At 72.4% G+C, this 26,339-nt stretch carries 29 protein-coding genes; 8 read left to right on the plus strand and 21 right to left on the minus strand.

Going from position 1 to position 26,339, the window contains the following annotated elements; genetic code table 11:
* Positions 1-120: 120 nt before the first annotated feature.
* The gene (locus tag C8250_RS18065) at positions 121-1,578 is read right to left on the minus strand and encodes a penicillin-binding transpeptidase domain-containing protein (RefSeq protein WP_138358373.1); all 1,458 of its coding nucleotides are present in this window, start codon (positions 1,576-1,578) and stop codon (positions 121-123) included.
* Between the two features lie 110 nt (positions 1,579-1,688).
* Between C8250_RS18065 and C8250_RS18070 the strand changes: the two genes are divergently transcribed.
* The 5 genes from C8250_RS18070 to C8250_RS18090 all read left to right on the plus strand — a co-directional run bounded on the left by C8250_RS18070 (position 1,689) and on the right by C8250_RS18090 (position 4,757).
* Positions 1,689-2,210, plus strand: a complete 522-nt coding sequence (locus C8250_RS18070) for a Na+/H+ antiporter subunit E (protein WP_244809190.1) — start codon at positions 1,689-1,691, stop codon at positions 2,208-2,210.
* Positions 2,207-2,476 (plus strand): monovalent cation/H+ antiporter complex subunit F, encoded by a 270-nt coding sequence (locus C8250_RS18075; protein WP_244809191.1) that lies wholly within the window; start codon positions 2,207-2,209, stop codon positions 2,474-2,476. Before C8250_RS18070 ends, C8250_RS18075 begins: the two co-directional genes overlap by 4 nt.
* Complete coding sequence (gene mnhG / locus C8250_RS18080; protein ID WP_138358369.1) at positions 2,473-2,838, plus strand: monovalent cation/H(+) antiporter subunit G; 366 nt, start codon at positions 2,473-2,475, stop codon at positions 2,836-2,838. Before C8250_RS18075 ends, mnhG begins: the two co-directional genes overlap by 4 nt.
* A 22-nt stretch (positions 2,839-2,860) precedes the next feature.
* Entirely contained in the window at positions 2,861-3,985 is a 1,125-nt protein-coding gene (locus C8250_RS18085) for a PP2C family protein-serine/threonine phosphatase (protein ID WP_138358367.1), read from the plus strand.
* 211 nt (positions 3,986-4,196) lie between these two features.
* The gene (locus tag C8250_RS18090) at positions 4,197-4,757 is read left to right on the plus strand and encodes a hypothetical protein (protein WP_138358365.1); all 561 of its coding nucleotides are present in this window, start codon (positions 4,197-4,199) and stop codon (positions 4,755-4,757) included.
* A gap of 69 nt (positions 4,758-4,826) precedes the next feature.
* On the opposite strand, the gene C8250_RS18095 is transcribed toward C8250_RS18090, so the two are convergent.
* From C8250_RS18095 to C8250_RS18145, 11 genes are all read right to left on the minus strand, one after another.
* Complete coding sequence (locus C8250_RS18095; RefSeq protein ID WP_244809192.1) at positions 4,827-5,477, minus strand: class F sortase; 651 nt, start codon at positions 5,475-5,477, stop codon at positions 4,827-4,829.
* 6 nt (positions 5,478-5,483) lie between these two features.
* Positions 5,484-6,053 (minus strand): hypothetical protein, encoded by a 570-nt coding sequence (locus C8250_RS18100; protein WP_138358363.1) that lies wholly within the window; start codon positions 6,051-6,053, stop codon positions 5,484-5,486.
* Positions 6,054-6,189: 136 nt separating this feature from the next.
* Positions 6,190-6,969: an HAD-IIA family hydrolase gene (locus C8250_RS18105; protein ID WP_138358361.1), complete on the minus strand. Its 780-nt coding sequence runs from the start codon at positions 6,967-6,969 to the stop codon at positions 6,190-6,192.
* A gap of 89 nt (positions 6,970-7,058) precedes the next feature.
* The gene (locus C8250_RS18110) at positions 7,059-8,123 is read right to left on the minus strand and encodes a 2-aminoethylphosphonate ABC transporter substrate-binding protein (RefSeq protein ID WP_138358359.1); all 1,065 of its coding nucleotides are present in this window, start codon (positions 8,121-8,123) and stop codon (positions 7,059-7,061) included.
* A 53-nt stretch (positions 8,124-8,176) separates the two neighbouring features.
* The gene (locus C8250_RS18115) at positions 8,177-8,974 is read right to left on the minus strand and encodes an ABC transporter permease subunit (protein WP_138358357.1); all 798 of its coding nucleotides are present in this window, start codon (positions 8,972-8,974) and stop codon (positions 8,177-8,179) included.
* Entirely contained in the window at positions 8,961-9,869 is a 909-nt protein-coding gene (locus tag C8250_RS18120; protein ID WP_138358355.1) for a 2-aminoethylphosphonate ABC transporter permease subunit, read from the minus strand. Before C8250_RS18120 ends, C8250_RS18115 begins: the two co-directional genes overlap by 14 nt.
* Positions 9,866-11,014 carry an ABC transporter ATP-binding protein gene (locus C8250_RS18125; RefSeq protein WP_138358353.1) on the minus strand — a complete coding sequence of 383 codons (1,149 nt, stop codon included), beginning with the start codon at positions 11,012-11,014 and terminating at the stop codon, positions 9,866-9,868. Before C8250_RS18125 ends, C8250_RS18120 begins: the two co-directional genes overlap by 4 nt.
* Positions 11,011-11,775: a phosphonatase-like hydrolase gene (locus C8250_RS18130; protein ID WP_244809193.1), complete on the minus strand. Its 765-nt coding sequence runs from the start codon at positions 11,773-11,775 to the stop codon at positions 11,011-11,013. Before C8250_RS18130 ends, C8250_RS18125 begins: the two co-directional genes overlap by 4 nt.
* Positions 11,776-11,783: 8 nt before the next feature.
* Positions 11,784-12,902, minus strand: coding sequence for a TIGR03364 family FAD-dependent oxidoreductase (locus C8250_RS18135; RefSeq protein WP_138358351.1), 1,119 nt, complete (start codon positions 12,900-12,902; stop codon positions 11,784-11,786).
* Between the two features lie 138 nt (positions 12,903-13,040).
* The gene (locus tag C8250_RS18140) at positions 13,041-13,787 is read right to left on the minus strand and encodes a GntR family transcriptional regulator (protein ID WP_244809194.1); all 747 of its coding nucleotides are present in this window, start codon (positions 13,785-13,787) and stop codon (positions 13,041-13,043) included.
* A gap of 40 nt (positions 13,788-13,827) precedes the next feature.
* Positions 13,828-14,922: an ROK family transcriptional regulator gene (locus C8250_RS18145; RefSeq protein WP_138358347.1), complete on the minus strand. Its 1,095-nt coding sequence runs from the start codon at positions 14,920-14,922 to the stop codon at positions 13,828-13,830.
* Between the two features lie 56 nt (positions 14,923-14,978).
* Here C8250_RS18145 and C8250_RS18150 point away from each other — a divergent pair, with 56 nt between their 5' ends.
* Both C8250_RS18150 and C8250_RS18155 read left to right on the plus strand, forming a co-directional pair.
* Positions 14,979-16,055 carry a Gfo/Idh/MocA family oxidoreductase gene (locus C8250_RS18150; RefSeq protein ID WP_138358345.1) on the plus strand — a complete coding sequence of 359 codons (1,077 nt, stop codon included), beginning with the start codon at positions 14,979-14,981 and terminating at the stop codon, positions 16,053-16,055.
* A complete protein-coding gene (locus C8250_RS18155) occupies positions 16,052-16,522 on the plus strand; it encodes a heme-degrading domain-containing protein (protein WP_138358343.1) in 471 nt (156 codons plus the stop codon). The genes C8250_RS18150 and C8250_RS18155 overlap by 4 nt, the downstream gene beginning before the upstream one ends.
* A gap of 602 nt (positions 16,523-17,124) precedes the next feature.
* Here C8250_RS18155 and C8250_RS18160 read toward each other — a convergent pair.
* From C8250_RS18160 to C8250_RS18190, 7 genes are all read right to left on the minus strand, one after another.
* Positions 17,125-17,979 (minus strand): fumarylacetoacetate hydrolase family protein, encoded by an 855-nt coding sequence (locus C8250_RS18160; protein WP_138356624.1) that lies wholly within the window; start codon positions 17,977-17,979, stop codon positions 17,125-17,127.
* Positions 17,980-18,062: 83 nt separating this feature from the next.
* Positions 18,063-18,794 carry a membrane protein insertase YidC gene (yidC, locus tag C8250_RS18165; protein ID WP_138356623.1) on the minus strand — a complete coding sequence of 244 codons (732 nt, stop codon included), beginning with the start codon at positions 18,792-18,794 and terminating at the stop codon, positions 18,063-18,065.
* A 99-nt stretch (positions 18,795-18,893) separates the two neighbouring features.
* The gene (locus C8250_RS18170; RefSeq protein ID WP_138356622.1) at positions 18,894-19,202 is read right to left on the minus strand and encodes a DUF6412 domain-containing protein; all 309 of its coding nucleotides are present in this window, start codon (positions 19,200-19,202) and stop codon (positions 18,894-18,896) included.
* 48 nt (positions 19,203-19,250) lie between these two features.
* On the minus strand, positions 19,251-20,729 hold the full coding sequence (locus tag C8250_RS18175; RefSeq protein ID WP_138356621.1) for a sodium:solute symporter family protein: 1,479 nt from the start codon (positions 20,727-20,729) through the stop codon (positions 19,251-19,253).
* Complete coding sequence (locus C8250_RS18180; protein WP_244809195.1) at positions 20,726-20,923, minus strand: DUF3311 domain-containing protein; 198 nt, start codon at positions 20,921-20,923, stop codon at positions 20,726-20,728. Before C8250_RS18180 ends, C8250_RS18175 begins: the two co-directional genes overlap by 4 nt.
* 29 nt (positions 20,924-20,952) lie before the next feature.
* Positions 20,953-21,771 (minus strand): class E sortase, encoded by an 819-nt coding sequence (locus C8250_RS18185; protein ID WP_138356620.1) that lies wholly within the window; start codon positions 21,769-21,771, stop codon positions 20,953-20,955.
* Between the two features lie 60 nt (positions 21,772-21,831).
* Complete coding sequence (locus tag C8250_RS18190; RefSeq protein WP_232484980.1) at positions 21,832-23,043, minus strand: DUF445 domain-containing protein; 1,212 nt, start codon at positions 23,041-23,043, stop codon at positions 21,832-21,834.
* Between the two features lie 275 nt (positions 23,044-23,318).
* On the opposite strand from C8250_RS18190, the gene C8250_RS18195 reads away from it, so the two are divergent.
* Entirely contained in the window at positions 23,319-24,461 is a 1,143-nt protein-coding gene (locus C8250_RS18195; RefSeq protein ID WP_138356618.1) for an aminotransferase class V-fold PLP-dependent enzyme, read from the plus strand.
* A gap of 6 nt (positions 24,462-24,467) precedes the next feature.
* Here the strand turns inward: C8250_RS18195 and C8250_RS18200 are convergent, their stop codons facing one another.
* Entirely contained in the window at positions 24,468-25,490 is a 1,023-nt protein-coding gene (locus C8250_RS18200) for an ATP-binding cassette domain-containing protein (RefSeq protein ID WP_138356617.1), read from the minus strand.
* 7 nt (positions 25,491-25,497) lie between these two features.
* The gene (locus C8250_RS18205) at positions 25,498-26,262 is read right to left on the minus strand and encodes an ABC transporter permease (protein ID WP_138356630.1); all 765 of its coding nucleotides are present in this window, start codon (positions 26,260-26,262) and stop codon (positions 25,498-25,500) included.
* Positions 26,263-26,339: the final 77 nt, after the last annotated feature.

The following is a 26,339-nucleotide window of genomic DNA, read 5'->3' on the forward strand; positions in this document are numbered from 1 at the left end:
ACCCTAGGAACCAGCTGTGTGTCCCAGCTACCCCTTCACCCACTGCTGTCTCAAGACCTTCACCGTGCGCAACACAACGTCTCAAAACACCGTGCGGCGCCCGCCCGCCGTGACCCCGGCTCAACCTGTCTTCAATGCCGCCTTCATCATCGCCCGCGCGATCGGCGCCGCCAGCCCGTTCCCGCTGACCTCCGAGCGGGCCGCGTCCGACTGCTCGACGACCACGGCGACCGCGACCTGGTGGCCCTTGCCGTCGTCGGCGTAGGAGACGAACCAGGCGTACGGCGTCCCGCTGTTGTTCTCGCCGTGCTGGGCGGTGCCGGTCTTGCCGCCGACCTCGACACCGCTGATCTTCGCGTTGCTGCCGGTGCCGTTGTCGACGACGTTGACCATCGCCTTGCGCAGCTTCGCCGCGGTGTCCGCGCTGACCGCGCGGGTGCTCTCGCCGTCCGGGTAGGACTGCAGCACGGTGCCGTTGCCGTCGGTGACCTGCGAGACCATGTGCGGGCTCGCCAGCTCGCCGCCGTTGGCGAGGGCCGCGACGACCATCGCCATCTGCAGCGGGGTCGCGGTGTCGTCGAACTGCCCGATGCCGGACAGGGCGGTCTGCGCCTTGTCCATGCCCTTCGGGTAGACGCTCTTGGCCGCGCGCACCGGGATGTCGAGGCTGTCGGTGTTGAAGCCGAACTTCTCGGCGGCGGCGCGCACCTTGTCCTGGCCGAGGTCGACGGCCATCTTGCCGAAGACGTTGTTGCAGCTGTACTGGAGCGCGGTGTTGATGCTCGCGTTCTCGCAGGGCGCGGACGCCGACTCGTTGACCAGCACCCGCGAGGTGCCGGGCAGCGGGTACGGGTTCGGGCTGGCGGTCTTCTCGTCGATCGACGAGTACAGCCCGTTCTCCAGGGCCGCCGCGGCGACGACGAGCTTGAACGTCGACCCCGGCGGGTACGCGGCGCGCAGCGCCCGGTTGAGCATGGGCTGGTCCTTGTCGGCCTGCAGGGCGCTCCACGCCGCGCCGTCGGCCTTCGAACCGCCCGAGATCTTCGACGGGTCGTAGCTGGGGGTGCTGACCATGCCGAGGATCCGGCCGGTCGCCGGGTCGATGGCGACGGCCGCGCCCTTCTTGTCGCCGAGCCCCTTGAAGGCGGCCTGCTGCACGGCGGGGTCGATGGTGGTGATCACATCGCCCGGCTCGGTGGCCTTGCCGGTGAGCGAGTCGGGCAGGCTCTTCAGCCGCGGGTCGGTGCCGCCCAGGATGCCGCGGTAGATGCCTTCGAGCTGGGTGGCGCCGTAGACCTGCGAGCTGTAGCCGGTGACCGCCGAGTACAGCCCGCCGCCGGTGTACGTGCGCTTGTAGCGCAGGTCGCCGCCGCTGGTGGTGGTGGAACCGGTCACCGGCTTTCCGCCCACGACGATGTCGCCGAGCGGGTTCGCGTACTGCGCGATGATGTTCCGCCGGTTGTGCTTGTCGTCCGCGAGCGCCCGGCCGTCCACCGCCTGCATCCACGTCACCCGCACCATGACCGCGAGGACGAGCAGGAGGCTGAAGACCGACGCACGCCTGATGGTCTTGTTCATCCCTTGCAAGAACGTTCCAGGGGGATTCGTTGGTTCCGGCGGGTGAGCACAGGTTCCTCACAGGTCGCGGCTCCCGCACGGAACGGCCCCGCTCTGTGAGGATCTCGACCGTGCGCACCCTGCGAGGGATCGAGTGGCCGCTGGTCGGCTGGCTCGTCGTCGTCTGGGTGCTGCTGTGGGGCAGCCTCACCGCCGCGAACGTCGTCACCGGCCTGGTCGTGGCGGTCGTGCTGTGCCTGGTCTTCCCGCTGCCGCCGCTCAACCTGGGGCTGCGGATTCACCCGGTCGGCCTAGTGCGGTTCGCCGCGCTCTTCCTCGTCGATCTGACCGTCTCGGGGCTGCGCACGGCCTGGCAGACCCTGACCCCCGCCCCGCTGCCCTGCGCGGTGCTGGCGGTCCGGCTGCGCTGCTCGGGCGACCTGATGCTGGCGGCCACCGCGATCGCCGTCTCGGCGGTGCCGGGCAGCGCCGTGCTGGAGGTCCAGCGGTCCACCGCGACGCTGTTCGTGCACGTCATGGGCTCGGACATCGAGGAGGCCAGGGACGGGGTACGCCGGCTGGAGACGCTGGTGGTGCGCGCCTTCGGCACCCGCGCGGAGATCGCGTCGCTCGATGCGGGGGGCACGTCGTGAGATGGGTCACCGCTGCCGTCCTGGGGCTGCTGATCGCGGCCGGTGTGATGGTCTTCGTCCGGCTGGTGCGCGGTCCGTCGATGCTCGACCGGGCGGTGGCGGTGGACGCGCTGCTGGCCGTGGTCGTCGCCGGCCTCGGCGCGCAGGCGGCGGCCGACCGCACCCCGTACGCGCTCCCGGTCCTGCTGGTGCTGGCCTTCCTCGGCTTCACCGGCTCGGTCGCGATCGCCCGCTTCATCGCTCTCCGGGACAAGGACTCGTCATGACCGTCCTGGACTGGGGTTCCGTGTGCGACTGGACCGCCGCGGTCTTCCTGCTGCTCGGCGCCGCGCTCTGCTTCGTGGCCGGGGTCGGACTGCTGCGGCTGCCCGACACCCTCACCCGGATGCACGCGGCGACCAAGCCGCAGGTCCTGGGTCTGCTGCTGGTGCTGGTGGGGGTGGCCCTGCGGCTGCGGTCCTGGGTGGACGTGGGCACCCTGGTGCTGATCGGGGCGTTTCAGCTGATGACCGTCCCGGTGGCGGCGCACATGGTGGGGCGGGCCGCGTACCGCACCGGTCAGGTGCGCGGCGATCAGCTGGTCCTCGACGAGCTGGACGACCATCTGACCCGACCCGGCCCCGACTGAGTCCAACCGGTAAGTTCGATATGTGACAAATGCTCGGATCGTCGGAGCACTGCGGTCCCTGGAATCCGCCGTCCTCGCCCGCCAGGGCATGGGGCTGCCCCTGCTGGCCATCGCGGTCGTCTCGGCGGCGGACCTGGCGGCCGGCCGGGACCACTACATCGGGCCCGGAATGGTGGTGGCCCCGGCGCTGGCCTCCATCACGACGACCTGGCGGCGCACCCTGCTCATCGCCGTCCTCGGCCTCGCCGCGCAGACGGCGCTCGCGCCGTACAACGGAGTCGTCCAGGGCCGCGACTGGGTGCTGCTCACCGGCCAGCTCGCCACCTATGTGGTGGTCAGCCTGTTCAGCGCCTACATCGCCTGGCGGCGCGAGACCGGCCAGCGGGCCTTCACCGCGATCACCTCGGTCGCCGAGGCCGCCCAGCGCGCCCTGCTGCGGCCCCCCGGGGACCGGGTCGGTGACGTCCGGCTCGCCGTCCGGTACGTCTCGGCGGCGGACGCGGCCCAGATCGGCGGCGACCTGTACTCCGTCCTGGACACCCCGCACGGCGTGCGCGCGCTCATCGGCGACGTCCGCGGCAAGGGTCTGGACGCCGTCCAGACCTCGGCGGTCGTGCTCGGCGCCTTCCGCGAGGCCGCCTACGACGAGGGTGGACTGACCCGCGTCGCGCAGCGCGTCGAGGCGAGCGTGCAGCGCCATGTCGTCTCCGGCGAGTTCGCCACCGCCCTCTTCGCCGAGTTCGACGGCCCCGGCTCCGTCGAGTTCCTGCACTACGGCCATGTGGCACCGCTGCGCATCTCCCCGGACGGAACGGTGACGACGCTGAACCCGCCGGACCCCTGGGTGCCGCTGGGCCTGGGCCGGCTGGTCAAAGGCGCAGCCGTGCCCTGGCGGGCACCGCTCGGCGGCGAGGACGTGCTCGTGCTCTGCACGGACGGGGTGATCGAGGCCCGCAGCCCGGTGGACGGCTCCTTCTACCCCCTCGCCGAACGGGTCGGGTCACTGGTGGCGGGTCTGGCCCAGAACCTGGAGGCGGCCGTCGAGCGCGTCTACGCCGACCTGCTGCGGCACGCGGGCGGCTCCCTCGGCGACGACGTGGTCCTCCTGCTGCTCGCGCCCGCCCGGCCCCCGACGCAGCCGCTCTGAGGCGCTACCGGGGACACCGCCGGCGCCTCCCCCTCGCGTGGCTGGAAGCATCGCACTGAGTACCCACTCCATGACGTGTCGTCAAGTGGCCCTAGCGGCAAGGCGTTCGCCTGTTCTAGGGTTACTACGTGGCCCTGGACCCCGGCCCCGCTCCAGGCGGAGCCCGGCTGGGCTCAAGTGCCTCCAACTCTGCAGGACGTGGACCGGCGTCATGGCGAAGCTTGCGGCGATCTCGCGACTCCCCCTCTCCGACCCGCGGCGATCGACCCTCGATGTCTCCTGGACGTTCTCGCTGCACCGCACCCCGGGGAGCGATGAGCTGGCCGCCAGGATGACGTGCGCCGCGCTCGACACCCTGGGGCCGTACGGGCAGGTCAGCGCGCAACTGGCCGCCGCGATCACCTTGGCGTGCGGTTATGTCGTCGACCACGGGCTCGCGCACCGGTACCGCGTGACCCTGGGCGTGGACGGGGCGCGGTGCACGGTCTCGGTGACCGATTACGGCTACGACAAACCGCTCACGGTCCCGCCCGACCCACCGCATTCGTACGCCGCGACCGCCCTGTGCCAGCAACTCGCCCACCCCACCGAGAACGGGGCGCGGATCGACGGTGTGCAGGTGCACCACGCCACCGACGGAGCGGTCCTGATCCGCTTCCGTGCCCTGCTTCCCGCCGCCGCGGCCGATGCCGCCGACGACTCCGCCCCAGGGCTCCCCCAGCCTCCCCCGGCCGCGCCGGACCACTCCCGCAGTCCAGGCGCCCGAGGGTGAGGTGCGCCCGGCCGGCGGCTCCGGGGGGAGCGGGTCGCCGGCCGGGCGCCAAAAAACGTGCGGCGGCGGTCAGTCCTGATGTGATCCGGTCAGCGCCGCGAAGACGACCACGTTCGCCGAGTACGCGCGCTTCTCCTGGTCGAACGTGCCGCCGCAGGTGATCAGCCGCAGCTCCGGCCGGGTGCCCGCCCCATAGACCCGGTCCGCGGAGAAGTGGTCCTTGTCGACGACCTCGACGCCTTCGACGGTGAACTCCGCGACGGAGCCGTCCGCCCGCTGGATCTCCACCTCCGCGCCCGGCGTCACCGTGCTCAGCCCGTAGAAGACCGCGGGCCTGGTCTCGGTGTCGACATGGCCGACGAGCAGCGCCGCGCCCGCCGCGCCCGGCGCCGGACCGCCGCGGAACCAGCCGGCGACGTCCGGGGTGCTGTACGGCGGCGGGTCCACCGCACCGTTCAGCAGGCCCCGTTCGACGATCCCGGCGTGCAGCCCGATCGACGCGATGTCCACCCGCACCGGTTTGGAGTCCGCCAGCGGGAGGTGCGGGGCGTAGACCTGCGGCGGCCGGTCGGCGGAGCCGGCCGCCGGCTGTCCGCCGGGGCCGGCCGGGTCCACCCCGTCGCCGGGGTGGCCCATCAGCCAGGCGGCGAAGAGCACCAGCCCCATCGCCACCGCGGCCCAGGTGCGGCCGCTGATGGACGTGCGTTCCTCGTCGGGCACCGCGGCCTAACCGTGGCGGCGTCGGCGGTACACCGCCACGGCCGCGAGCGATGCCGCCGCCGCGCCGCCGACCGCCAGCACCGAGTCGGTGCCGGGACCGGCCTCGGCCGGGCCGGCCGCCAGTTGCGCGGTTCCACCGCCGCCCGCCGGAACCGGGGCCGTCGGCCAGAGCGGTTCGGGCTTCACGGGGGTGACGGGCGCGACCTGGTTGATGATGACCACGGTGCCCTGGGCGGCGTGGGTGTTGCCGTCGCACTCGACGGAGACGGAGTAGGTGCCCGCCACCGCGTCGGACCGGATGGACGCGTCACTGACCAGTCCGTCCTGGCCGTCGACCGGCGGTGCCAGCGTCACCGGGCTCACGAAGACCTCGGCGCTGGCCTTGGCCTTCGCCGACCGGCAGGCGCTCTTCACGTGCAGTGTGATGACCGCGCCCGCCCAGGTCTTGCCGGGGGTGACGGTCACCGTCCCCGAGGCCGACGCCGAACTCTCGTTGTCGGCGAATGCCGGGACAGCGCCACTGAGCAGGAACAGTACGGCCGCACCGGCAGCAGCCGGTCGTCGGATATCTAGCATCGGGGGAACCTCCGCTCGGCCGGGTACGGCCAGCGGTACCCGGTGCTTCGAACATCCATCCAGGAGGGTTCCGCCGCACCCCGGACGGCGTTTGGTTACGCCATCAGGGGGTGCCGGTCACACACAGTGCGAGCGCTCAGATCTCGTCGACGAGGTCCGCGATCGAGTTCACGACCCGCGACGGCCGGAACGGGTACTTGTCGATGTCGGCCTTCGACGTCAGACCGGTCAGCACCAGGAAGGTCTCCATGCCGGACTCCAGCCCGGCGAGCACATCGGTGTCCATCCGGTCGCCGATCATCGCGCTGGTCTCGGAGTGCACACCGATCGCGTTCAGCCCGGCGCGCATCATCAGCGGGTTGGGCTTGCCGACGAAGTACGGATCCTTGCCGGTGGCCTTGGTGATCAGCGCGGCCACCGAGCCGGTGGCGGGCAGCGGGCCCTCGGCCGACGGGCCGGTCTCGTCCGGGTTGGTGCAGATGAAGCGCGCACCGCCGTTGATGAGCCGGATCGCCTTGGTGAGCGCCTCGAAGCTGTAGGTGCGGGTCTCGCCCAGCACCACGTAGTCGGGCTCGACGTCGGTGAGGATGTAGCCGACGTCGTGCAGCGCGGTGGTCAGACCGGCCTCGCCGATCGCGTACGCCGTACCGCCGGGGCGCTGGTCGTCGAGGAACTTCGCGGTGGCCAGCGCCGAGGTCCAGATGTTCTCGACCGGTACGTCGAGACCCATCCGCGACAGCCTGGCGTGCAGGTCACGGGCGGTGTAGATGGAGTTGTTCGTCAGCACCAGGAACGGCTTGCCGGACTCCCGCAGCCGCTTGATGAAGGCGTCGGCGCCGGGGATCGGCGTGCCCTCGTGGATCAGCACCCCGTCCATGTCGGTGAGCCAGGATTCGATCGGCTTGCGTGTCGACACGGGCGTGTTCTCCTGTCCTGGTGAGCGGCTCTGCGCTGCCCAGCGTAGCCGGGGCGCACCGTGTACGCCCCGGCCGTCTCATCCGCTGATCAGCTGCCGGTCGCCTTCTTCCAGGCGTCGACGTACGAGGCCAGGTCGGTGTTCACGGTGGCCCAGTCTGGCGTGAAGATCTCGACGCCGGACATGATCGCCTTCAGCTTCGCCGCGTTCGCGTCCGTCGCCGTCACATCGGTGCGGGCCGGGAAGCCGCCGCCGACCGAGGACACCTCCTGCTGCACCTCGGGGGTGAGCAGGAAGTCCAGCAGCTTCTTGCCGTTCTCCGTGTGCGGGGCGTCCTTGACCAGGCCGGCCGCGTACGGGAGCGCGAAGCTGGTGGGCTTGCCGGTGGCGTTCGCGGCGGGGAAGAAGATGCCCTGGTTCGGCATGGACTTCATGTCGGCGTAGTTCATCTGCACATCGCCGTTGGCGACGACCAGTTCACCCTTGTCGACCTTGGGCGCGAGCGCGCCCGTCGACTTCGACGGTCCGACGTTGTTGGTCTGCAGCTTCTTCAGGTACGCCATCGCCGGCTCCAGGCCACCGAAGTCGTGGATCGCCTTGATGACGACGGCCGTGCCGTCGCCGGCGACGCCCGGCGTGGAGTACTGCAGCTTGCCCTTGTACTGGGCGCCGAGCAGGTCGTCCCAGGTCTTGGGGGCCTGCTTCAGTTCCTTGGTGTTGTAGATGAAGCAGAAGTAGTTGTTGACGACCGAGGTCCACTTGCCGCCGGCGTCCTTGTCGGCGGCGGCGACCTGGTCGGAGCCAGCCGGCTTGTAGGTGTCCAGCAGTCCCTTGCTGTCGGCCTGCTGGATGAACGGCGGCAGGGTGACGACGACGTCGGCCTGGGTGTTGGACTTCTCCCGGGCCAGCCGCTGCACCATCTCGCCGGAGCCGCCCTCGACGTACTTCACCTTGATGCCGGTCTTCGCGGTGAAGTCCTTGAAGACCTTGTCGTAGAAGCCGGAGCCGTCGTCGGCCTTGAGGCCGTCGGCGCTGTAGACGGTGATCTCCTTGGCGTCGCTCGCGGCCGAGGAACCGCCGCAGGCGGTGAGCGAACCGGCGAGGACCAGGGCGCCGGCGACGGCGGCGAGCGGCTTGAGACTGTGTGCGGGCATGGCAGATCGATCTCCTTGCTGGGTAACGGAATCGCGGGGGGTGGTGCGGGACGTCAGCGGTAGGCGGCCCTGGTGCGGATCCGGCTCACGCCGAGCAGGACGACGAGCGTCGTCACCATCAGCACCACGGCGAGGGCGGCTCCGGAGAAGAGCGAGCCCCGGTCGGTGGCACCGAAGATCTTGACCGGCAGCGGCAGCCAGTCGGGTGGGTAGAGCATCATCGTGGCGCTCAACTCGCCCATGGACAGGGCGAAGCAGAGGCCGGCCGCCGCGGTCAGGGACGGCAGCAGCAACGGCAGTTTCACCCGCCACAGCACATACGCGGGGCGGGCGCCCAGGCTCGCGGCGCTCTGCTCGTAGGCCGGGTCGAGCCGGGCGACGGCCGCCGCGACGGACTGGTACGCGAAGGCCGTGACCAGCAACGTATGGGCCAGGACGACGATGCCGCGGGTGCCGTTGAGCAGCAGCGGCGGCTTCGAGAACGCCACCAGCAGGGACAGCCCGACCACCACCGACGGCACCGCCACCGGCAGCATGAACAGCGCGTCCAGCAGCCTGCGGCCGCGACCGCGCAGCGCGTCGGCGGCCAGCGCCGCCCAGCCGCCGACCACCAGGGCCAGCACGCTCGCGGCCAGCGCGGTGACCAGGCTGGTGGTGAGCGCGTCCAGCGACTCGCCGCGGGTGATGTCCTGGTAGTGGGTGAGGGTCGCGCCGGAGGGGAAGGCCCCGCTCCAGTGCGTAGCGAAGGACGCCAGCGCGATCACCGCGAACGGCAGCGCGAACAGCGGCAGGAACAGGACGAAGAAGACGGTCCACACGGCCCAGCGGCCACTGCGGCTATGCACCAGCACGACGGCCTCCGGCGGCTGTTCGGGCGACGACGGCGCGGTACAGCCCGTAGAGGGCGACCGACAGGGCGATGTTCACGACCGCGACGACACAGGCGCCGGTGTAGTCCGACTCCAGGATCGCCTTGCTGTAGACGAGCATCGGCAGCGTGGTGACGTCCTTCGCACCGGTGAAGAGCACGATGCCGAACTCGTTCAGGCACATCACCAGCACCAGGCTGCCGCCCGCCGCGAGCGACGGCAGCGCCTCCGGCACGATCACCTGCCGGACGATCCGCGGCGCCTTCGCGCCCAGCGAGGACGCGACCTCGATCTGCGCGGTGTCCACCTGCGAGAAGGCGGCGAGCAGCGGCCGCATCACGAACGGTGTGAAGTACGTGATCTCCGCGAGCAGCACGCCCCAGGGCGTGTGCAGGAAGTCGACGGGTCCGCCCGCCGCGCCCGTCGCATCCGTCCACAGGCCGTTCGCCATGCCGACCGTGCCGTAGACGAAGAGCAGCGCGAGCGTGATCAGGAAGGACGGGAAGGCGAGGAAGATGTCGATGAACCGGCTGAGCGCCTTCCCGCCGGGGAACGGTACGAAGGCGATCACGAGGGCCAGCGCGAAGCCCAGCACCAGGCAGCCCACGGTGGAGCCGACCGCGATCCAGACCGTCGTCCACAGCGCCTCGCGGAAACCCGTCGAGGCGAACACCTCGCGGTACGCGGACAGATCGTGCCCGCCGGTGTCCGGGGTGAACGACTGCTGGACGACCAGCACGAGCGGGTACAGGAACGCCAGCGCCAGCCCGGTCACGGGCGGCAGCGCCCAGACCCAGCGGGGCACCGCGCGCGGTGTCCGTGCCGGACGGGGCACGGGTGCCGCGAGGTCCGGCGTCCGCACGGTCCCGGTACTCATACCCGCTCCAGGAGCGGTCGCTCCGTGCCGACACCGGCCGGCAGGAGCACCGTGTCCTCGGGGTCGAAGGCGAGCGTCACCGTCGCCCCGACCGCCGGCGGCTGCCGCAGGTCGCCGACGTCCGCGCGGATCTCGTGGCCGCCGGCGTCGACGAGCAGCCGGTGGGTCGAACCGCGCCACTGCACGCCCGTCACCGTGCCGCGCAGCGAGTTGGCCGCGCCGCCGGCCGCGCCCGCGGCGGCCAGCCGCAGGGCGTGCGGGCGGACGCACATCGTGGCCTCGGCACCCTCGACCGCGCCCTTCGGGAGCTCGGCGGCGCGCACCACCGCGTCGCCGAAGTGCAGCGCCCCCTCCCCCGCGACCCGGACCGGCAGCAGGTTCGCGCTGCCGACGAAGGAGGCGGTGAACTCGGTGCGCGGGCGGCGGTAGAGGTCCTGCGGGGTGCCGCAGTCCTGCAGCCGCGCCTTGTCCATGACCGCGATCCGGTCGGCGAGGGTGAGCGCCTCGATCTGGTCGTGGGTGACGTACAGGATGGAGACGTCGGGCAGTTCGCGGTGCAGCCGCGCCAGCTCGGCGAGCATGCCCGAGCGCAGCTGCGCGTCGAGCGCCGACAGCGGCTCGTCGAGCAGCAGGACGCCGGGCCGGATGGCCAGTGCGCGGGCGATCGCGACGCGCTGCTGCTGACCGCCGGAGAGTTCGCGCGGATAGCGCCGGGCGTAGCCGGCCATCCCCGTCATCTCCAGCGCTTCCGCGACCCGGCCGGGTATCGCGGCGCGTGGCGTGCGCTGCGCTTTGAGGCCGAACGCGACGTTCTGGTCGACGCGCAGGTGCGGGAAGAGGGCGTACTGCTGGACGACCATCCCGATGCCGCGCCGGTGCGGCGGCAGATCGGTGACGTCCTGCCCGCCGATCAGCACCCGCCCGCCGGACGGCCGCACGAAGCCGGCGACCGCCCGCAGCGCGGTGGTCTTGCCGGAGCCGGACGGGCCGAGGAGGGCGAGGACCTCGCCCGGCTCGACGGTGAGGTCGAGCGCGTCGAGCACCGTCAGGTCCCCGTACGTGACGCTCACGTGGTCGAAACGAATGCCGCTGCGCACCGCGCGCGACGTCGGGACCGCCTCGGGCCCGCCCGGCTCCGTACTCATCGCTGCTGCCCCGCCCCGGCGGCCGCGCCGAACCCGTCGGCCGCGGCGAACCCGGTGAACCCGGTGATCGTCCGCGGGAGTTCCGCGACGGAGGCCAGGACATGGGTCGCCCCGGCGCCGCGCAGCGCAGCCTCGTCGTGCGCGCCGGTCAGCACGCCGGCGACCACCGAGGCGCCGGAGCGGCGGCCGCAGAGCATGTCGTACGAGGTGTCGCCCGCGACGGCGATCTCCCGTACGTCGTCGGCCGCCCCGGTGCGCAGCAGTGCGGCGAGCACCAGGTCGGGGAACGGGCGCCCGCGCCCGGCGTCGGCCGGGCACAGGGTGAGGTCGGCGATGTCCTGCCAGCCGAGCGCGTCCAGGATCGCGTCCTGGGTGACGCGCGAGAAGCCGGTGGTCAGCACGACCGTGCGGCCCTCGTCCCGCAGCTTCCCGATCGTCTCGGCGGCGCCGGGCAGCGGCGCGCAGCGGCCGCCGTCGACGAGTTCCGCGTAGGCGCTCTCGAACGCCGCGTTGCCGCGCTGGGCGATGTCCTCGTCGCCGAAGAGCGCGCGGAAGACGGTGATCTTCGACTCGCCCATCGTCGCGCGGACGTAGTCGAGCTTCTTCGCGTGGTCGTCGCTGCCCGGCTCCACCCCGAGCCGTTCGGCGGCGCGGGAGAAGGCCTGTTCCACAAGGCCGCCGTCGGCGACCGTGGTCCCGGCCATGTCGAGCACGACCAGTTTGATGCTGCCGTCCGTCATGGTGTCCGTCCTGTCGGTCATCGTTTCCCTCACCAGCCCAGCGCGTCGGCGGTCGTCTCACCGATCGCCGGGGAACAGGTCATGCCGCGCCCGCCGGGCCCGGTGACCAGCCACACTCCGTCCAGTACTTCCTGCCGGTGCACCACATGTGCGGTGTCCACGCACTGCGCGTACACCCCGGCCCAGCGGCGCCTGATGCGCGGCAGCGGCCGGCCGAGCAGCTGCCCGGCCCGCTCCAGCAGGTGGTCGTACGGGTCCTCGACGACGTCGAAGTTGAACGTCTCGTCGTACTCGTGGGTGTCGCCGATGGTCAGTCCGCCGTCGAGGCGCTGGACCATCAGCAGCTGCATCTTGTGCGCGGCGGCCACCGGCGGCTGCGGCTGTCCGGCGCGCAGCGCGTCGAGCGCGTCGCCCTCGTAGGCCGGGTAGTAGCGGAAGCTGTCGGCGTCGGCGACCGAGGTGGTCAGCGGCTCGCCGAGCGGATCGGTCTGCGCCATCTGCAACCGCACCCGGCGGACCGGCAGTTCGGGGGCGAGCTCGCGCACCAGCCCGGACAGCCAGGCCCCGGTGGCCAGGACGACGCTGTCGCCCCGGTGCACCTCGCCGTGGTCGTCGCGGACCGTGCCGGGCCCGACCTCGCGGACCTCGCGGCCGGGGAGGAACGTGTAGTGGCCGGTCGCCGCCAGGTACTCGCGCAGCGCGGGCAGCGCGACCCGGGACTCGACGGCGGCGTCCCGCTCGCACAGCAGCGCCCCGGTGATGTCGCCGCGCAGCGCCGGGTTGTGGTCCCGGGCGGCCGCGGCGTCCAGCCACTTGAAGCCGCGCTCGGCGGCGTCGGGGCGGGCGATGACCTCGTCCACGACGGCCTTCTCGGCCGCGGTGCGGACCACGGTGAGCGAGCCGTTGGCGCGGAAGCCGGTGCCCGGCACCCGGGCACCGATGTCCTCCCACAGCTCACGGGCCCGCAGCGCGGTCTCCAGCTCCTCGCCGGCCGACCGGCCACCGACCCACACCAGGCCGAAGTTGCGTACGGAGGCGCCGCGGGCCTCCCGCTCGCGCTCCAGGTGGACGACCTCATGGCCGCGGTGGACGGCTTGCCAGGCGTGCATCGTGCCGAGCGCACCGGCGCCGACGATCAGGACTCTCATGGGGCCCAAAGGTGCTCGGGCCTTCGGAAGCGTACGTATCTCATGCATGAACCGATGGTGAACAGCCCAGCAACGCTTGGACTAGACCCGTTACCGTTTCGTGATGGAAATCCTTCGCACAGCCTCCCGTCGGCCCGGCTACTTCTTGGACATCTGCGTGGTGAAACTGAACCGGTCGCCGCGGTAGAGCGAGCGCACCCGCTCGACCGGCACTCCCCCGCCGTCCCGGCTCGTCCGGTGCAGCAGCAGCATCGGCAGCGCGGGCGGCGTACCGATCAGCAGCGCCTCGCGCGGCGTCGCGAGCACCGTCTCGATCCGCTCGTCGGCCGACATCAGTTCCAGTCCGGCCTTGTCGCGCAGATACACGTAGAAGGACGAGTCGGGGGCGAAGTCCCGTTCCAGGTGCGGCAGTCGGGCCACCGACAGATAGGTGCTCTCCAGACCGACCCGTTCCTCGTCGGCGAGCAGCACCCGCTCCATGTGCCAGACCTCGTCACCGGCCGCGATCTGCAACTCGCGCGCCAGCACCGCGTCCGCCGCCAGCCGCTCCAGAGTGATCAGATGGCGGCTCGGGACCCGGCCCTGCCGCCGGACGCCCTCGGTGTAGCTCGCCAGCGACAGCGGCTGCTCCAGCTTCGGCCCGGCCACCACCGTGCCCCGCCCCTTGCGCCGCACCCGGCCCTGGATCAGCAGCTCGCGCAGCGCCTGCCGCACGGTCTCCCGCGCCACCTCGAACGTGGCCGCCAACTCCCGCTCGGTCGGCAGCAGTCCGCCCTCGCCGAGCTCGTCGAGCACGGCCTCCAGCCGGGTCTTCACGGCGTAGTACTTGGGCACCCGGCCGTGCTCGGGAATGCCGGACCGGATCGGGGCATGTGGATCTGTCACGGGACCGATCCTCGCAGAACAGCGGCGGTCCGCCTGCCCGTCAGCCGAGTGCGGCGCCGCCGAACACCGAGGCCAGCACGAGCAGCGCCGCGCCGTCGGCCACCACCCGCGTCCCGCCGGGGGCCACCGAGACCGGCACCGTGCGCCCCGCGGACCGGGCCGTGCGCTCGGTCAGCACCGCCGCGACCTCCTGCCGGAACAGCGTCTCGTCGGCCAGTACGGTGCGCCCGCCGAGCACCACCCGGTCGATGTCCAGCAGCGAGACGAGGTTGGCCGCACCGACGCCCAGCAGGTACGCGGCGCCCGCCGAGTCACCGCGGTCGACCGCGGCCAGGCACATCGCCTCGATGCAGCCGCGGTTGCCGCAACCGCACACCGGACCGTCCAACTGCACGACCTGGTGCCCGAATTCGCCCGCGCCGGTGCGCTCGCCGCGGAAGACGGCGCCGTCCAGCACCAGCCCGGCGCCCAGCCCGGTCCCCAGATGCAGATACGCGAACGATCCGTCCCCCGCGTCCTGCCCGAGGACCGCGAGCGCCGCCGCGTTGGTGTCCTTGTCGACGACGACCCGCAGCCCGAGCCGCCGCTCCAGCGCGTCGCGCAGCGGGAAGCCGTCCCAGTCCGGGAAGCCGGTGACACGGTGCAGGACGCCCGAGGCGTGGTCGAGCGGCCCGGGAGCCGCGACGCCGACGCCGAGGATGGCGGGGCCGGCGTCCAGCGCCCGCACCTCGCGCGCCACCGCCTCCAGCACCTCCCCGGCGGGGCGGCCGAAGTCGAGCCGGGAGGTGCGGGCCCGCACCCGCTCGCCCGACAGGTCGGCGAGGACGACGGTCAGCTCGTCACGGTCCAGATGCACCCCGGCCGCGTACCGCGCCCGGCGCACCAGCCGCAGCTCGGTCCGCGGCTTGCCGCCGGTCGACGCCTGCCGCCCCGACTCCTCGGCCAGCCCCTCGGCCCGCAGCCGCGCGGTGATCTTGCTGACCGCCTGCGGGGTGAGCCCGGTGCGCTCGGCGAGCTCCAGCCGGCTGATGCCGCCGGTCCCGTGCCGGGTGGCGGCGCGCAGCAGATCGAGCACCAGAGCGGCGTTGTGGTGCCGCAGCGCGGGCAGATTCGCCCCTGAGATTCCCCTGTTCACCCCTCCATTGTCCCCAGTGCTTGCTCTTTGGCAACACTGTTGCGAAAGTGGAGGGCATGAGTAGTCCCGCCACCCCCCTCCGCGTCGGACTGGTCGGCTACGGCCTGGCCGGCTCCGTCTTCCACGCCCCGCTCATCGCCGCCACCGACGGCCTGGTCCTCGACACGGTCGTCACCTCGAACCCCGAGCGCCGCGAGCAGGCCCGCGCCGAGCACCCCGACGTCCGGTTCGCCGCCTCCCCCGACGAACTGTGGACCGGCGACCCCGTCGACCTCGTGGTGCTCGCCTCCCCCAACCGCACCCACGTGCCGCTCGCGACCGCCGCCCTCCAGGCCGGGGTGCCCGTCGTCGTCGACAAGCCGCTCGCCGGCACCGCCGCCGAGGCCTACGAACTGGCCGCCCTCGCCAAGGACCGCGGCCTGCTGCTCTCCGTCTTCCAGAACCGCCGCTGGGACAACGACTTCCGCACCCTGCGCCACCTCGTGGACAGCGGCGAGCTCGGCACCGTGCAGCGCTTCGAGTCCCGCTTCGAGCGGTGGCGGCCGCAGCCCAAGGGCGGCTGGCGCGAGTCGGACGACCCCGCCGAGATCGGCGGGCTCCTCTACGACCTCGGCAGCCACCTCGTCGACCAGGCCCTGACGCTCTTCGGCCCGGCCGTCCGCGTCTACGCCGAGTCCGACGTCCGCCGCCCCGGCGCCGAGGTCGACGACGACACGTTCATCGCGATCACCCACGCCGGCGGCGTCCGCTCCCACCTGTGGGCCAGCGCCACCACCGCCCAGCTCGGCCCCCGCTTCCGGGCACTCGGCAGCACCGCCGGCTACGTCAAGTACGGCCTCGACCCGCAGGAGGCCGCCCTCCGCGACGGCCTGCGGCCCGGCACCGCCGACGGCGACTGGGGCGTCGAGCCGGAGTCCGACTGGGGCACCCTCGGGGCCGGCGACTCCGTTCGCCCCGTCCCGACCCTGCCGGGCGACTACCCCGCCTACTACGCGGCGGTCGCCGCGGCCCTCCGCGACGGTTCGGCCCCGCCGGTCACCGCCCTGGAGGCGGCCGCCGCCCTCGAAGTCCTGGAGGCGGCCCGGCTCTCCGCCCGCGAGGGCCGCACGGTGGAACTGGAGGCGCGCTCATGAGCACTCCCAGTGATCTCGTCGCTGAACTCGAAGCGCAGGAACGCGACCTCGTCCTTCAGGGGTTCAGCAACGACGACGCGTGGCGGCTGGGGTCGCTGCTGGTGGAGCTGGCGCGGGAGCGCAAGGCCCCCGTGACGATCGACATCCGTCGCGGTAGCCAGCAACTCTTCCACTACGCACTGGACGGCACCTCCCCGGACAACGACGCCTGGCTCGCCCGCAAGTCCCGCGTGGCGGAGCGCTACGGCGCGTCGTCGTACCTCGTCGGCGCCCGCTTCCGCGCCAAGGGCACCACCTTCGAGGAATCCTCCCGCCTGGACCCGGACCTGTACGCCGCCCACGGGGGCGCGGTGCCGCTGCGTGTGGCGGGGGTGGGGATCGTCGGGACGGCGGCGGTGTCGGGGTTGCCGCAGTCGGAGGATCATGCGCTGGTGGTGGAGGCGTTGTCGCGCATGGTGCGGGGGTAGCGGGCGGTTCGTTGTGGGTCGGTCGGGGGCCGGGCCCTCCGGGGGAGGGGTCCGAAATCGTATATTTACGATCCCCCAACCTTCGGCCGGGGGTGCCCCCAGCGGCTCACACATACACGGCAGCATTTCGGACCCCTCCCCCTGCGGCCCCGTCCCCCTCACGTCACGGACACCCGTCCACGGAAGCGCGAGTCGTGGGCAACGCCCGGCGCGGGGCGCAGCGGGTGCCAACACGCCTGCATCCGTCCCCCGCCCTCCCCCACGGGTGCCGACGCACGCACATCGGTCTCCCGTCCCCCCATACGCCCGCGGTGCCGACGCCGCGCATCCGTCCCCGACCCTCCGGCCCCGCCCCCTCACGTCCGCGGGTGCCGACGCGCGTGCATCTGTGACGGCATTGGGCGGGTGGGTGGAGAAAGCCCGCCGCGGGCGCAACGGTGGCGCGGGCGCCGACGTACCCGCACCCCCGCCGCAGGCACAAACCGGCCCGCGCGGGCCGCACCCCGTGCCGGAGGGCACAAGGGCGCGTGGGTGGGCGAAAGCCCGCCGCAGGCGCAACGGCGGGGCGGGCGCCGACGTACCCGCACCCCCGCCGGCAGGCGTTACGCGTCCGCCAGGACCTGGCGTTGGCGGCCCAAGCCGTCGATCTCCAGTTCCACCACATCCCCCGCCCTCAAATACGGCTTGGGATCCGGCTGGCCCATCGCCACCCCCGCCGGTGTCCCCGTGTTGATCACGTCGCCCGGGTACAGCGCCATGAACTGGCTCAGGTAGCGGACGACCTCTGCCACCGGGAAGATCTGGTCCGCGGTGGAACCGGCCTGCTTCGGTTCGCCGTTGACCCAGAGGCGCAGGCCCAGGGCCTGGGGGTCGGGGACTTCGTCGGCGGTGACGAACCAGGGGCCGATGGGGTTGAAGGTCTCGCAGTTCTTGCCCTTGTCCCACTGGCCGCCGCGCTCGATCTGGAACTCGCGCTCCGAGACGTCGTGGGAGAGGGCGTAGCCGGCCACCGCGGCCAGCGCTTCCTCGTGGGACGCGGCGTACCGGAGCTCGCGGCCGATGACGATGGCGAGCTCGACCTCCCAGTCGGTCTTCACGCTGCCGCGCGGCACCAGGACGGTGTCGTCGGGACCGACGACCGTGTCCGGGGCCTTCATGAAGACGATCGGCTCGGCCGGGATCGCTGCGCCGGTCTCCGCCGCGTGGTCGTGGTAGTTGAGACCGATGCAGACGATCTTGCCGATGCGGGCGAGCGGCGGGCCGACGCGCAGGGCGGCGTCCAGCCGGGGCAGGGATCCGTCCGCCGCGGCCGCGGCTATCCGCGCGAGCGCGGCATCGTCGGCGAGGAGTGCGCCGTCGATGTCGGGCACGACGCCGGACAGGTCGCGCAGGATTCCGTCGCCGTCCAGCAGGGCCGGAGCTTCCGCTCCGGCGGGTCCGACACGCAGCAGTTTCACAGACGTACTCCTGTTGGGCGAGGGTGGTCATCGGATGTCTTGGCAGATCCTCCAAGTAGTCGCGGCCGTCACGCAACCCCCTTTCACGAAGTGGACTTCGCGGCATTCAGTGCCACATGTGGGGCACGCTGCAGCCAGGCGCGTTCCGCGGCGCTCCAGGCGGTGGTGGTGGCCAGATACAGTCCGGCCGCCAGCGGGACGTAGGCGGCGGTCAGCAGGGTGCCGAAGGAGAGCAGCGGAAGGATCTTCGCCATCGCGGCGGCGCCGGGAGCGGCACCGGGTGCCGCGGGCATGGCAGCGGTCGCGGCGGCCTTCCGGGCCCGCAGATACGTCCAGCCCGCGACGGCCGCGATCACCGCGAAGAGCCCGAGGAAGACGGCGCCGTGCGGCCCGGCCACCCCGCCGTCGGCGAGTGCGTCCTTCCACCGGCCGCCGAGGGGTGCGCCGAAGAGGGTGTGGTCGAGAAGGTCGCCGCCCGAGGAGGAGAAGACTCGGTACATGAGGAAGAAGACCGGCAGCTGCACGAGCATCGGGACGAAGCCGGCGAACGGCGAGGTGCCCTCCTTCGCGTAGAGGTCGGCGAGTGCCTTCCGGAGCCGTTCCGGGTTCTTCTTGTGCTTGCGGTTCAGTTCGGCCACCCGCGGCGCCAGGGCGGCCCGCGCCTTCTCACCGCGGGCGGCGGCCCGCGCCAGCGGATGGAGGGCCAGGCGGACGGCGACGGTGATCGCGACGATGGCGGCCGCGGTCGCCGAAGCGCCCAGGAGCGGGCCGAGCAGCGAGGCGACGGACATGACGAAATGAGCGAATACGGACATGGGGTGAGCCCTCCACGGGGTCTCGTCGGGCCGGAAGAAGTCGGCGTGACGAGCCGCGCGGGGCGCAGCGGGAACCGGTGGGTACCGGTGCGGTAGCGCCTACGCGGCCGTCGGGACGAGACGGCCGGGCGCTCGGGGGCGCGGTCGGCCCGAGGCATCGGGATCGCGCTGTACGAGGAAGGCGGTACGGCGTTCGCGGTCCCGGATCGCGGTCCGGATCCGGCCGGGCACCACGGGCCCGGGCCAGGCGGCGGTGACGACGAAGGCGCGGCACAGCAGTGCGGCGGCGACCGTGGTCGCGGCGGCGGCCGCGCTGGACACCAGGCCGGTCTGGGTCAGCAGCACCCCGGACAGGGCGAGGAAGAGCGCGCCCACGAAGAGGCGGAACGCGGCGGTGTCACGTCGCACGAGCTCGCCTCCTCCAGTCGGTCCGGATTCCGATGGTAGCCCCACGGTCTAGGCGGCGGGCAGTGCCTCCTGCGCGAGGACCTCGTCGTCCGGCCGTGTGTCGGCCGGCGCGGGCAGGGCGTACGTCACGGCGAGGGCGACGGCCACGTTCAGGGCGAGCGCGAGCAGCCCCGCGTTCACGCCCCACAGGGGATCGCGGTCGGTGAAGACGAGCCAGCACACGACCGCACCCCCCGCCAGCAGCCCGCTGAGCGCGCCCGCGAGGGTCAGCCGGCGCCACAGCAGGCCGAGCAGCAGCATCGGGACGAGCTGCGCCATGCCCTCGTAGGAGATCAGCGACAGCCGCACCAGGGTGTTGGGGAGGGTGTACGTCAGCAGCAGCGCGAGCGAGCCGGCGGCCACCACGACCACCTGCGACCACAGCTTCTGCCGGCCGGCCAGCCGCGGGACCGCGCCGAGCACGCTGCGGCCCCACATGGTGCCGATGACGAGCATGAACACCGCCATGGGCACGATGGACGACAGGGCCGCGGCCACTCCGATGATCCCGACGGCCCAGGCCGGCAGCGAGTCGGTGATCAGCTGGAACAGGGCGAGGTTGGAGCCGGCGCCGGTCAGGCCCGGCACGACGAACAGCGCCGCCATGCCCAGCAGGATCGGGACGAGGAGGAGCACCTGGTAGAAGGGCAGCGCGATGGCGTTGCGGCGCAGCGCGTCCGCGTCGCGCGCGCTGAGATAGCCGGCGACCGTCGTCGGGAAGATCACCACGGTGAGCGAGTTGAGCAGGCTCGTGGTGATGAACCAGCTCTCGCCGAGACCGCCGGACGTGTGCCCGGGGAACGTCAGCCACTGCGCCTTCTCCTCGGTCAGCCGCCGGAACAGCTCGCCGTAGCCGCCGAAGTAGTGGAAGGGGACGTAGCAGGCGAGGAAGCCGAGGGTCCCGATGACGAGGACGTCCTTGAGGACCGACACCCAGGCGCTGCCGCGCAGCCCGCTGACCACGACGAATCCGGTGGTGACGGCGAAGCCGAGGAAGTACGCCCAGTAGAGGCTGATCGCCCCGTAGGAGATCGTCGAGACGACGACGCCCATGCCGGTGATCTGCAGCTGGATGTACGGCAGCAGGCAGACGGTGGCGAGGACGGCGACGAGCGCGCCGAGCCGTGGGCTGGCGTAGCGGTGGGCGATCATGTCGGTGATGCCGACCAGGTCGTGGCGGCGCGCGTAGGCCCACAGCATGGGGCCGACGACGTAGCCGACCGCGTAGCCGCACGACAGGTACGCCAGGACGTAGAGCACGGGCGCGCCGAAGTTGTAGCCCCAGCCGGCCGCGCCCAGGTAGCTGAAGCTGGTGTAGCTCTCACCGGCCATCAGCACCCAGATGAAGACCGGGCCGAGGCTGCGGCCGCCCACCGACCACTCGGTGAGGCCGCCCTGCGAGCCGCGCCCGCGGACGGCGAGCAGCCCCAGTGCGACGGTCGCCACCATGAAAACGCCGAAGACCGAGGTGGCGACCGCGGCGTTCACGTACGCCTCCGCCGGTCGCCGCGGTAGGCCAGCCACACCGCGAGCGGGGTGGCCAGCGTGGCGGCCAGCATCCAGAAGAAGAGGAAGGGAATCCCGAACACCACGGGGTGCACCCGATTCACCAGCGGCAGCGCGCCGAGGTACAGCACGTACGGCACGAGCAGCCACAGCAGATGGCGTCGGCCTCGGAACACCCTGGGAACCTTGGACACGCGGCCCGACCCTAGCGCGCCCGCGCCGACTTCAGCCGCCCCCACACCACCAGCCGGTACTTGGAGGTGTATTCGGGTGTGCAGGTGGTGAGCGTGATGTACGCGCCGGCGCCGGTCATCCGGGCGTCCGGGTGCACGGAGCTGAACGGCACCGGGGCGATCACGGACCCGTCGGAGGGATTCGTCTGCGGCACGGTCTTCTCCACGACGTAGACGAAGCGGCCGGTGGCCGTCTCGACGGTGACCGTGTCGCCGGCCCGCAGCCGGTTGATGTAGCGGAACGGCTCTCCGTGGGTGTTGCGGTGCCCGGCGACGGCGAAGTTCCCGGCCTGGCCGGGCTGGGCGGTCTGCGGGTAGTGGCCGACGTAGCCATGGTTGAGGATGGCGGACTTGCTGATGCCCTGGGCGACCGGGGCGGTCACCCCGATCGCGGGGATGCGGATCACGGCGTAGGCCAGATCGTCCCGTTCCGGTGCCGTCACCTCCCGCTGCGAGGGCCCGGCGGACGCCGTTTCATCGGATGTATCCATCGTCGGCGTATCGCCGGGAGCCTGCGCCGGGTCGGATGCGGGAGCCGGTGCGGGGGCCGCGTTCCACTGCTGTTCCAGCGCCGCGACCTCGCGCCGCGCGGACTCGTGCGCCCGCAGGTTCGTCCACCACAACTGGTGCGCCACCAGCAGCAGCACGACGACCCCGAACGTCACGGCGAGTTCGGCGGCGCCCCACAGCGTCCGCCCCAGCGGAGTGCGCCGCGCGCCGCCGCGCCGCAGCAGCCGCCCCTGGCCCTGGACGACGACCCGGACCGGCCTGGATTTCTGACGCACCGTCATGCGGGTGACGATACGGCCGTTCCCGGCCCGCCGGACAGGGGCCTGTCCGGCGGAACGTTCCTAGCCGGCGAAGAGCCGGGACGCCGAGTAGATGGCGAGCCCCGCCAGCGCTCCGACGACCGTGCCGTTGATCCGGATGAACTGCAGGTCACGCCCCACATGCGCCTCGATCTTGCGGGACGTCTGGTCGGCGTCCCAGCCCGCCACCGTCTCGGTGATCAGGGAGGTGATCTCGTCCCGGTAGGTCGTCACCACATACGTGGCGGCGTCCTCCAGCCAGCCGTCCACCTTCGCCTGCAGGGCGGGGTCGGTCGCCATCCGGGCGCCCAGCGACAGCAGCGACGCGCGGGTCCGCAGCCGCAGCTCGCTGCGCTCGTCCTCGGCGGCGGCCACGACCATGCCGCGGACCGCGGTCCAGGCCGACTCGATCAGATCCTGCACCTCGCCGCGCGCCAGCAGGTCCTTCTTCAGCCGCTCGACGCGCTCACGGGTGTCCGGGTCGGACTGCAGCTCGACGGCGAAGTCCCCGAGGAACCGGTCCACCGCCCCGCGCGCCGGGTGGTCCGGCATGTCGCGCATCTCGGCGGTGAAGCGCACCAGTTCCTTGTAGACCCGCTCGCCGACCTTGCGGTCCACGAACCGGGGCGTCCACCCCGGCGCGCCGCCCTGCACCGCGTCCATCACCGAGTCGCCGTGCTCCACCAGCCAGTCGTGCGCCCGCACACAGACCAGGTCGACCACCCGGCGGTGGCCACCGTCCGCGACGACCCGCTCCAGCATCCTGCCGACGCCCGGCGCCACCTCCTGACCCTCCGCGCGCCGGGTGATCGCCTCACCGACCACCGCCTGGACGTCGGAGTCCCGCAGCACCTTCAGCACCCCGCGCAGCGCCGCCGCGGCCTGCTCCGTCACCTTGTCGGCGTGCTCGGGGTCGGCGAGCCAGGTGCCGAGCCGTGAGCCGATGCCGACGGCCCGCAGCCGGGTCCTGACGACGTCGGCCGACAGGAAGTTCTCGCCGACGAAATCGCCCAGGCTGTGGCCGAGGGCGTCCTTCTTCGTCGGGATGATCGCGGTGTGCGGGATCGGCAGTCCCAGCGGGCGGCGGAACAGCGCCGTGACGGCGAACCAGTCCGCCATCGCACCGACCATGCCCGCCTCCGCGGCGGCCGCGACGTACCCCGCCCAGGGACCGGCGCCGGCCGAGTCCGCCCACTTCGCCAAGGCGTAGACGACCGTCGCGGCGAGCAGCAGCCCGGTCGCGATCACCTTCATCCGGCGGACCCCGCGACGCCGCCCCGCGTCGGCGGCCTCCGCCGCGCTCGGCGCCGTACCCGGACCGGCCGGTGGACCGCCGCGTGGACCGTCGTCGGGACCGCCGCCTGGATCGCTCACTACCGCTGCTTCCATCCGCTCCACCCGCGTATTGTCACCGCCACTGCCAACCTGGGAACGAACAACAGGTTCCCCGCGTCCCGGGAAGTCACGCCAGGAACGGCGGACGGCCGCGAACGCCGTCCGGGGACCCCGCACCGAGGGAGCGAGCCGCCATGACAGCGCAGGACAGGACCGGAGGGCTGCCCGGCTACGCCGGACACTTCGAGGAGCCCGAGGGGTACCTGGACTTCGCCCGCTACGGCCCGCCGTCCCGCGACGTCCTGGACGCCACCGCGCAGGCGCTGGCCGACTCCGCCCGTGCCACCCACAGCACGGTGGACGACCTGATGCGCGCCGAGCCCCGGGCCCGGGAGGCCGCCGCCCGGCTGGCCGGGACCGACCCCGGCCACATCGTGCTGCTGCCGAACACGTCCACCGGACTGTTCCACGCCGCCTTCGGCATCACCGGCGGCACCGTGCTCGTCCCGTCCGGGGAATTCCCCTCCAACCGGTACCCGTGGCAGCGTGCCGCGGAGCTCGGCAGGGCCGTACCGCGCCTGCTGGAACCCGACCAGCGGGGCCTGATCACCCCCGACACCGTCCGCGACGCCCTCACCGGACCCGGCGCCGGTGACGTGGTGGCCGTGGCGCTGAGCGCCGTGGACTTCCGCACCGGCCACCGCGCCGACCTGGCCGCGATCCGCGAGGTGATCGGCGACCGGCTGCTCGTCGTGGACGCCATCCAGGGCTTCGGCGTCGCCGACCTGCCCTGGCAGGCCGCGGACGTCGTCGTCACCGGCGGCCAGAAGTGGCTGCGGGCCGGCTGGGGCACCGGTTTCGCCGCGCTGTCCGACCGGGCGCTGGAGCGGCTGGAGCCCGTCCTCACCGGCTGGACCGGCGTCGAGGACGCGGGCCTCTTCGACGACCGCGAGCACCCGCCCGCCGCCGGCGCCCAGCGGTGGAGCATCACCAACCTGAGCCCCGTCACCGCGGCCGCCTTCGCCGCCGCCCTGGAACTCGTCGAACGGTCCGGGGTGCCCGCCATCGAGGAGCACATCACCACCCGGGTGGCCCAACTCATCGACACCGTTCTGGCCTGCGGCGGCGAGGTGCTGTCCCCCGTCGCCCCGGAGCAGCGCGCCGGCATCGTCTCCTTCCGCATCCCCGGAACCGATCCGCGGCTCGTCGCCAAGGCGCTGCACGGGTACGAGGTCACCCCGACGGTCCGCGCGGACTCCCTGCGCCTGTCGGCGCACGCCTCGACCCCGCTGGCCGCCGTCGACCGCGTGCACGCGGCCCTCGCCTCACTGCGCTGAACGTCCTCACCGCGCCGAACGTCCCGCTGCCGGGACCGCTGTCTGGGCCGGCACCGGCGACGACGAGTACATCCGCGCGATGACGTCCTCGATCGCCGGCTCCCGCACCGACAGGTCCACCAGCGGATAACGCGCCGCCAGCTCGGCGACCAGCGGAGCCGCGCTGGCCGCCGCGGGGAACGCCAGCCACTGGCGCGGCCCCTCGACCTTCACACAGCGCGCGCCCGCCACCACCACCGCCGGCAGCTCCCGTTCGAAATCGACGACGAGCGTGCGCTCGCTCTCCCCCACCGCGTGCAGCCCGCTCAGCCCGCCGTCGTACATCAGCCGCCCGTGGTCGATGACCATCACCCGCTCGCAGAGCTGCTCGATGTCCGTCAGATCGTGCGTGGTCAGCAGCACGGTCGTGCCCTGCTCGGCGTTGACCGTCCGCAGGAACTCCCGCACCTTCGCCTTGCTGACCACGTCGAGGCCGATGGTCGGCTCGTCCAGGTACAGCACCTCCGGATCGTGCAGCAGCGCCGCCGCGATGTCACCGCGCATCCGCTGCCCCAGCGACAGCTGGCGCACCGGCACGTCCAGCAGCGGGCCGAGGTCGAGGAGGTCGACGCAGCGCGCGAGGTTCTTCGCGTACCGCCCGTCCTCGATCCGGTACAGGCGCCGCACCAGCTGGTACGAGTCCTTCAGTGGCAGGTCCCACCACAGGGTGGTGCGCTGCCCGAAGACCACACCGATCCGCCGCGCCAGCTTCGTCCGGTCCCGCGACGGGTCGATCCCCGCGACCCGCACCCGCCCGCCGCTGGGCATCAGGATGCCCGTCAGCATCTTGATGGTGGTGGACTTCCCGGCCCCGTTCGGCCCGATGTACCCGACCATCTCGCCGCGCGGCACCGAGAACGAGATCCCGTCGACCGCCCGCACCTGATGCCGCTCCCGCCGCCACCGCCCGGCCTTGCGGCGGACGTCGAAGACCTTCTCCACCGCGTCGAGTTCGATGTGCGCGCCGTTGCCGTCCACTGTCCCCACCATCCGCCCCTCAGCTTCCCGTGCTCCGGTACGACCGCAGACCCGTCCGCCACGCCAGCCCCGCCACCGCGCAGCACGCCACCGCCACCAGCGGTGACGCGAAGTCCAGCCACCCCGGCAGCGCCAGCGGATCGTCGCGGCCCAGGATCCGCAGCGCGGGCAGCCAGTTGACGAAGGCCAGCGGCACGATGAAGGTGACGCCGCGCACCAGGTCCTTGGCGAAGATCGACGGCGGGTACTGCAGCAGCGTGTTCCCGCCGTACGTGAAGGAGTTCTGCACCTCCGAGGCGTCACCCGCCCAGAACTGGAAGGCCGCCCCGGCCACGAACACCGCCCCGAAGATCGCGCCTCCGCTGAGCAGCATCATCGGCATCATCAGCACCTTCAGCACCGTCCAGTCGATGTCGAGGCGGCTCAGCGACCAGCCCAGCACCAGCGAGCCCTGGGTGATCCGCCCCAGCCGCCGCAGCGCGAACCGGTCGGCGGCCACCTGCGCGAGCACCGGCACCGGGCGCAGCAGCAGTGTGTCCAGCGTGCCGTCCCGTACCCGGCGCCCGAGCCGGTCCATGCTGCCCATCGTCAGATCGGCCAGCCCGAACGCGGTGCTGGTCGTCCCGTACAGGAACGCCATCTCGGGAAGCGTGAACCCGCCCAGCGTCGTGACGTGCGAGAACATCAGCAGGATCGTGGCGAAGTCCAGTCCGGTGGTCGCGAAGTTCCCGAACGCGGTCATCAGGAACGACGCCCGGTACGCCATCGTCGACCGCACCCACATCGCGACGATCAGCCCGTACGCCCGCAGCCCGTCGACCACCCGGCGCTCGGGCGCGCTGTTGTCGACCGCTTCGAACC

Source organism: Streptomyces sp. So13.3 (assembly GCF_005860785.2).
Lineage (GTDB): Bacteria > Actinomycetota > Actinomycetes > Streptomycetales > Streptomycetaceae > Actinacidiphila > Actinacidiphila fildesensis.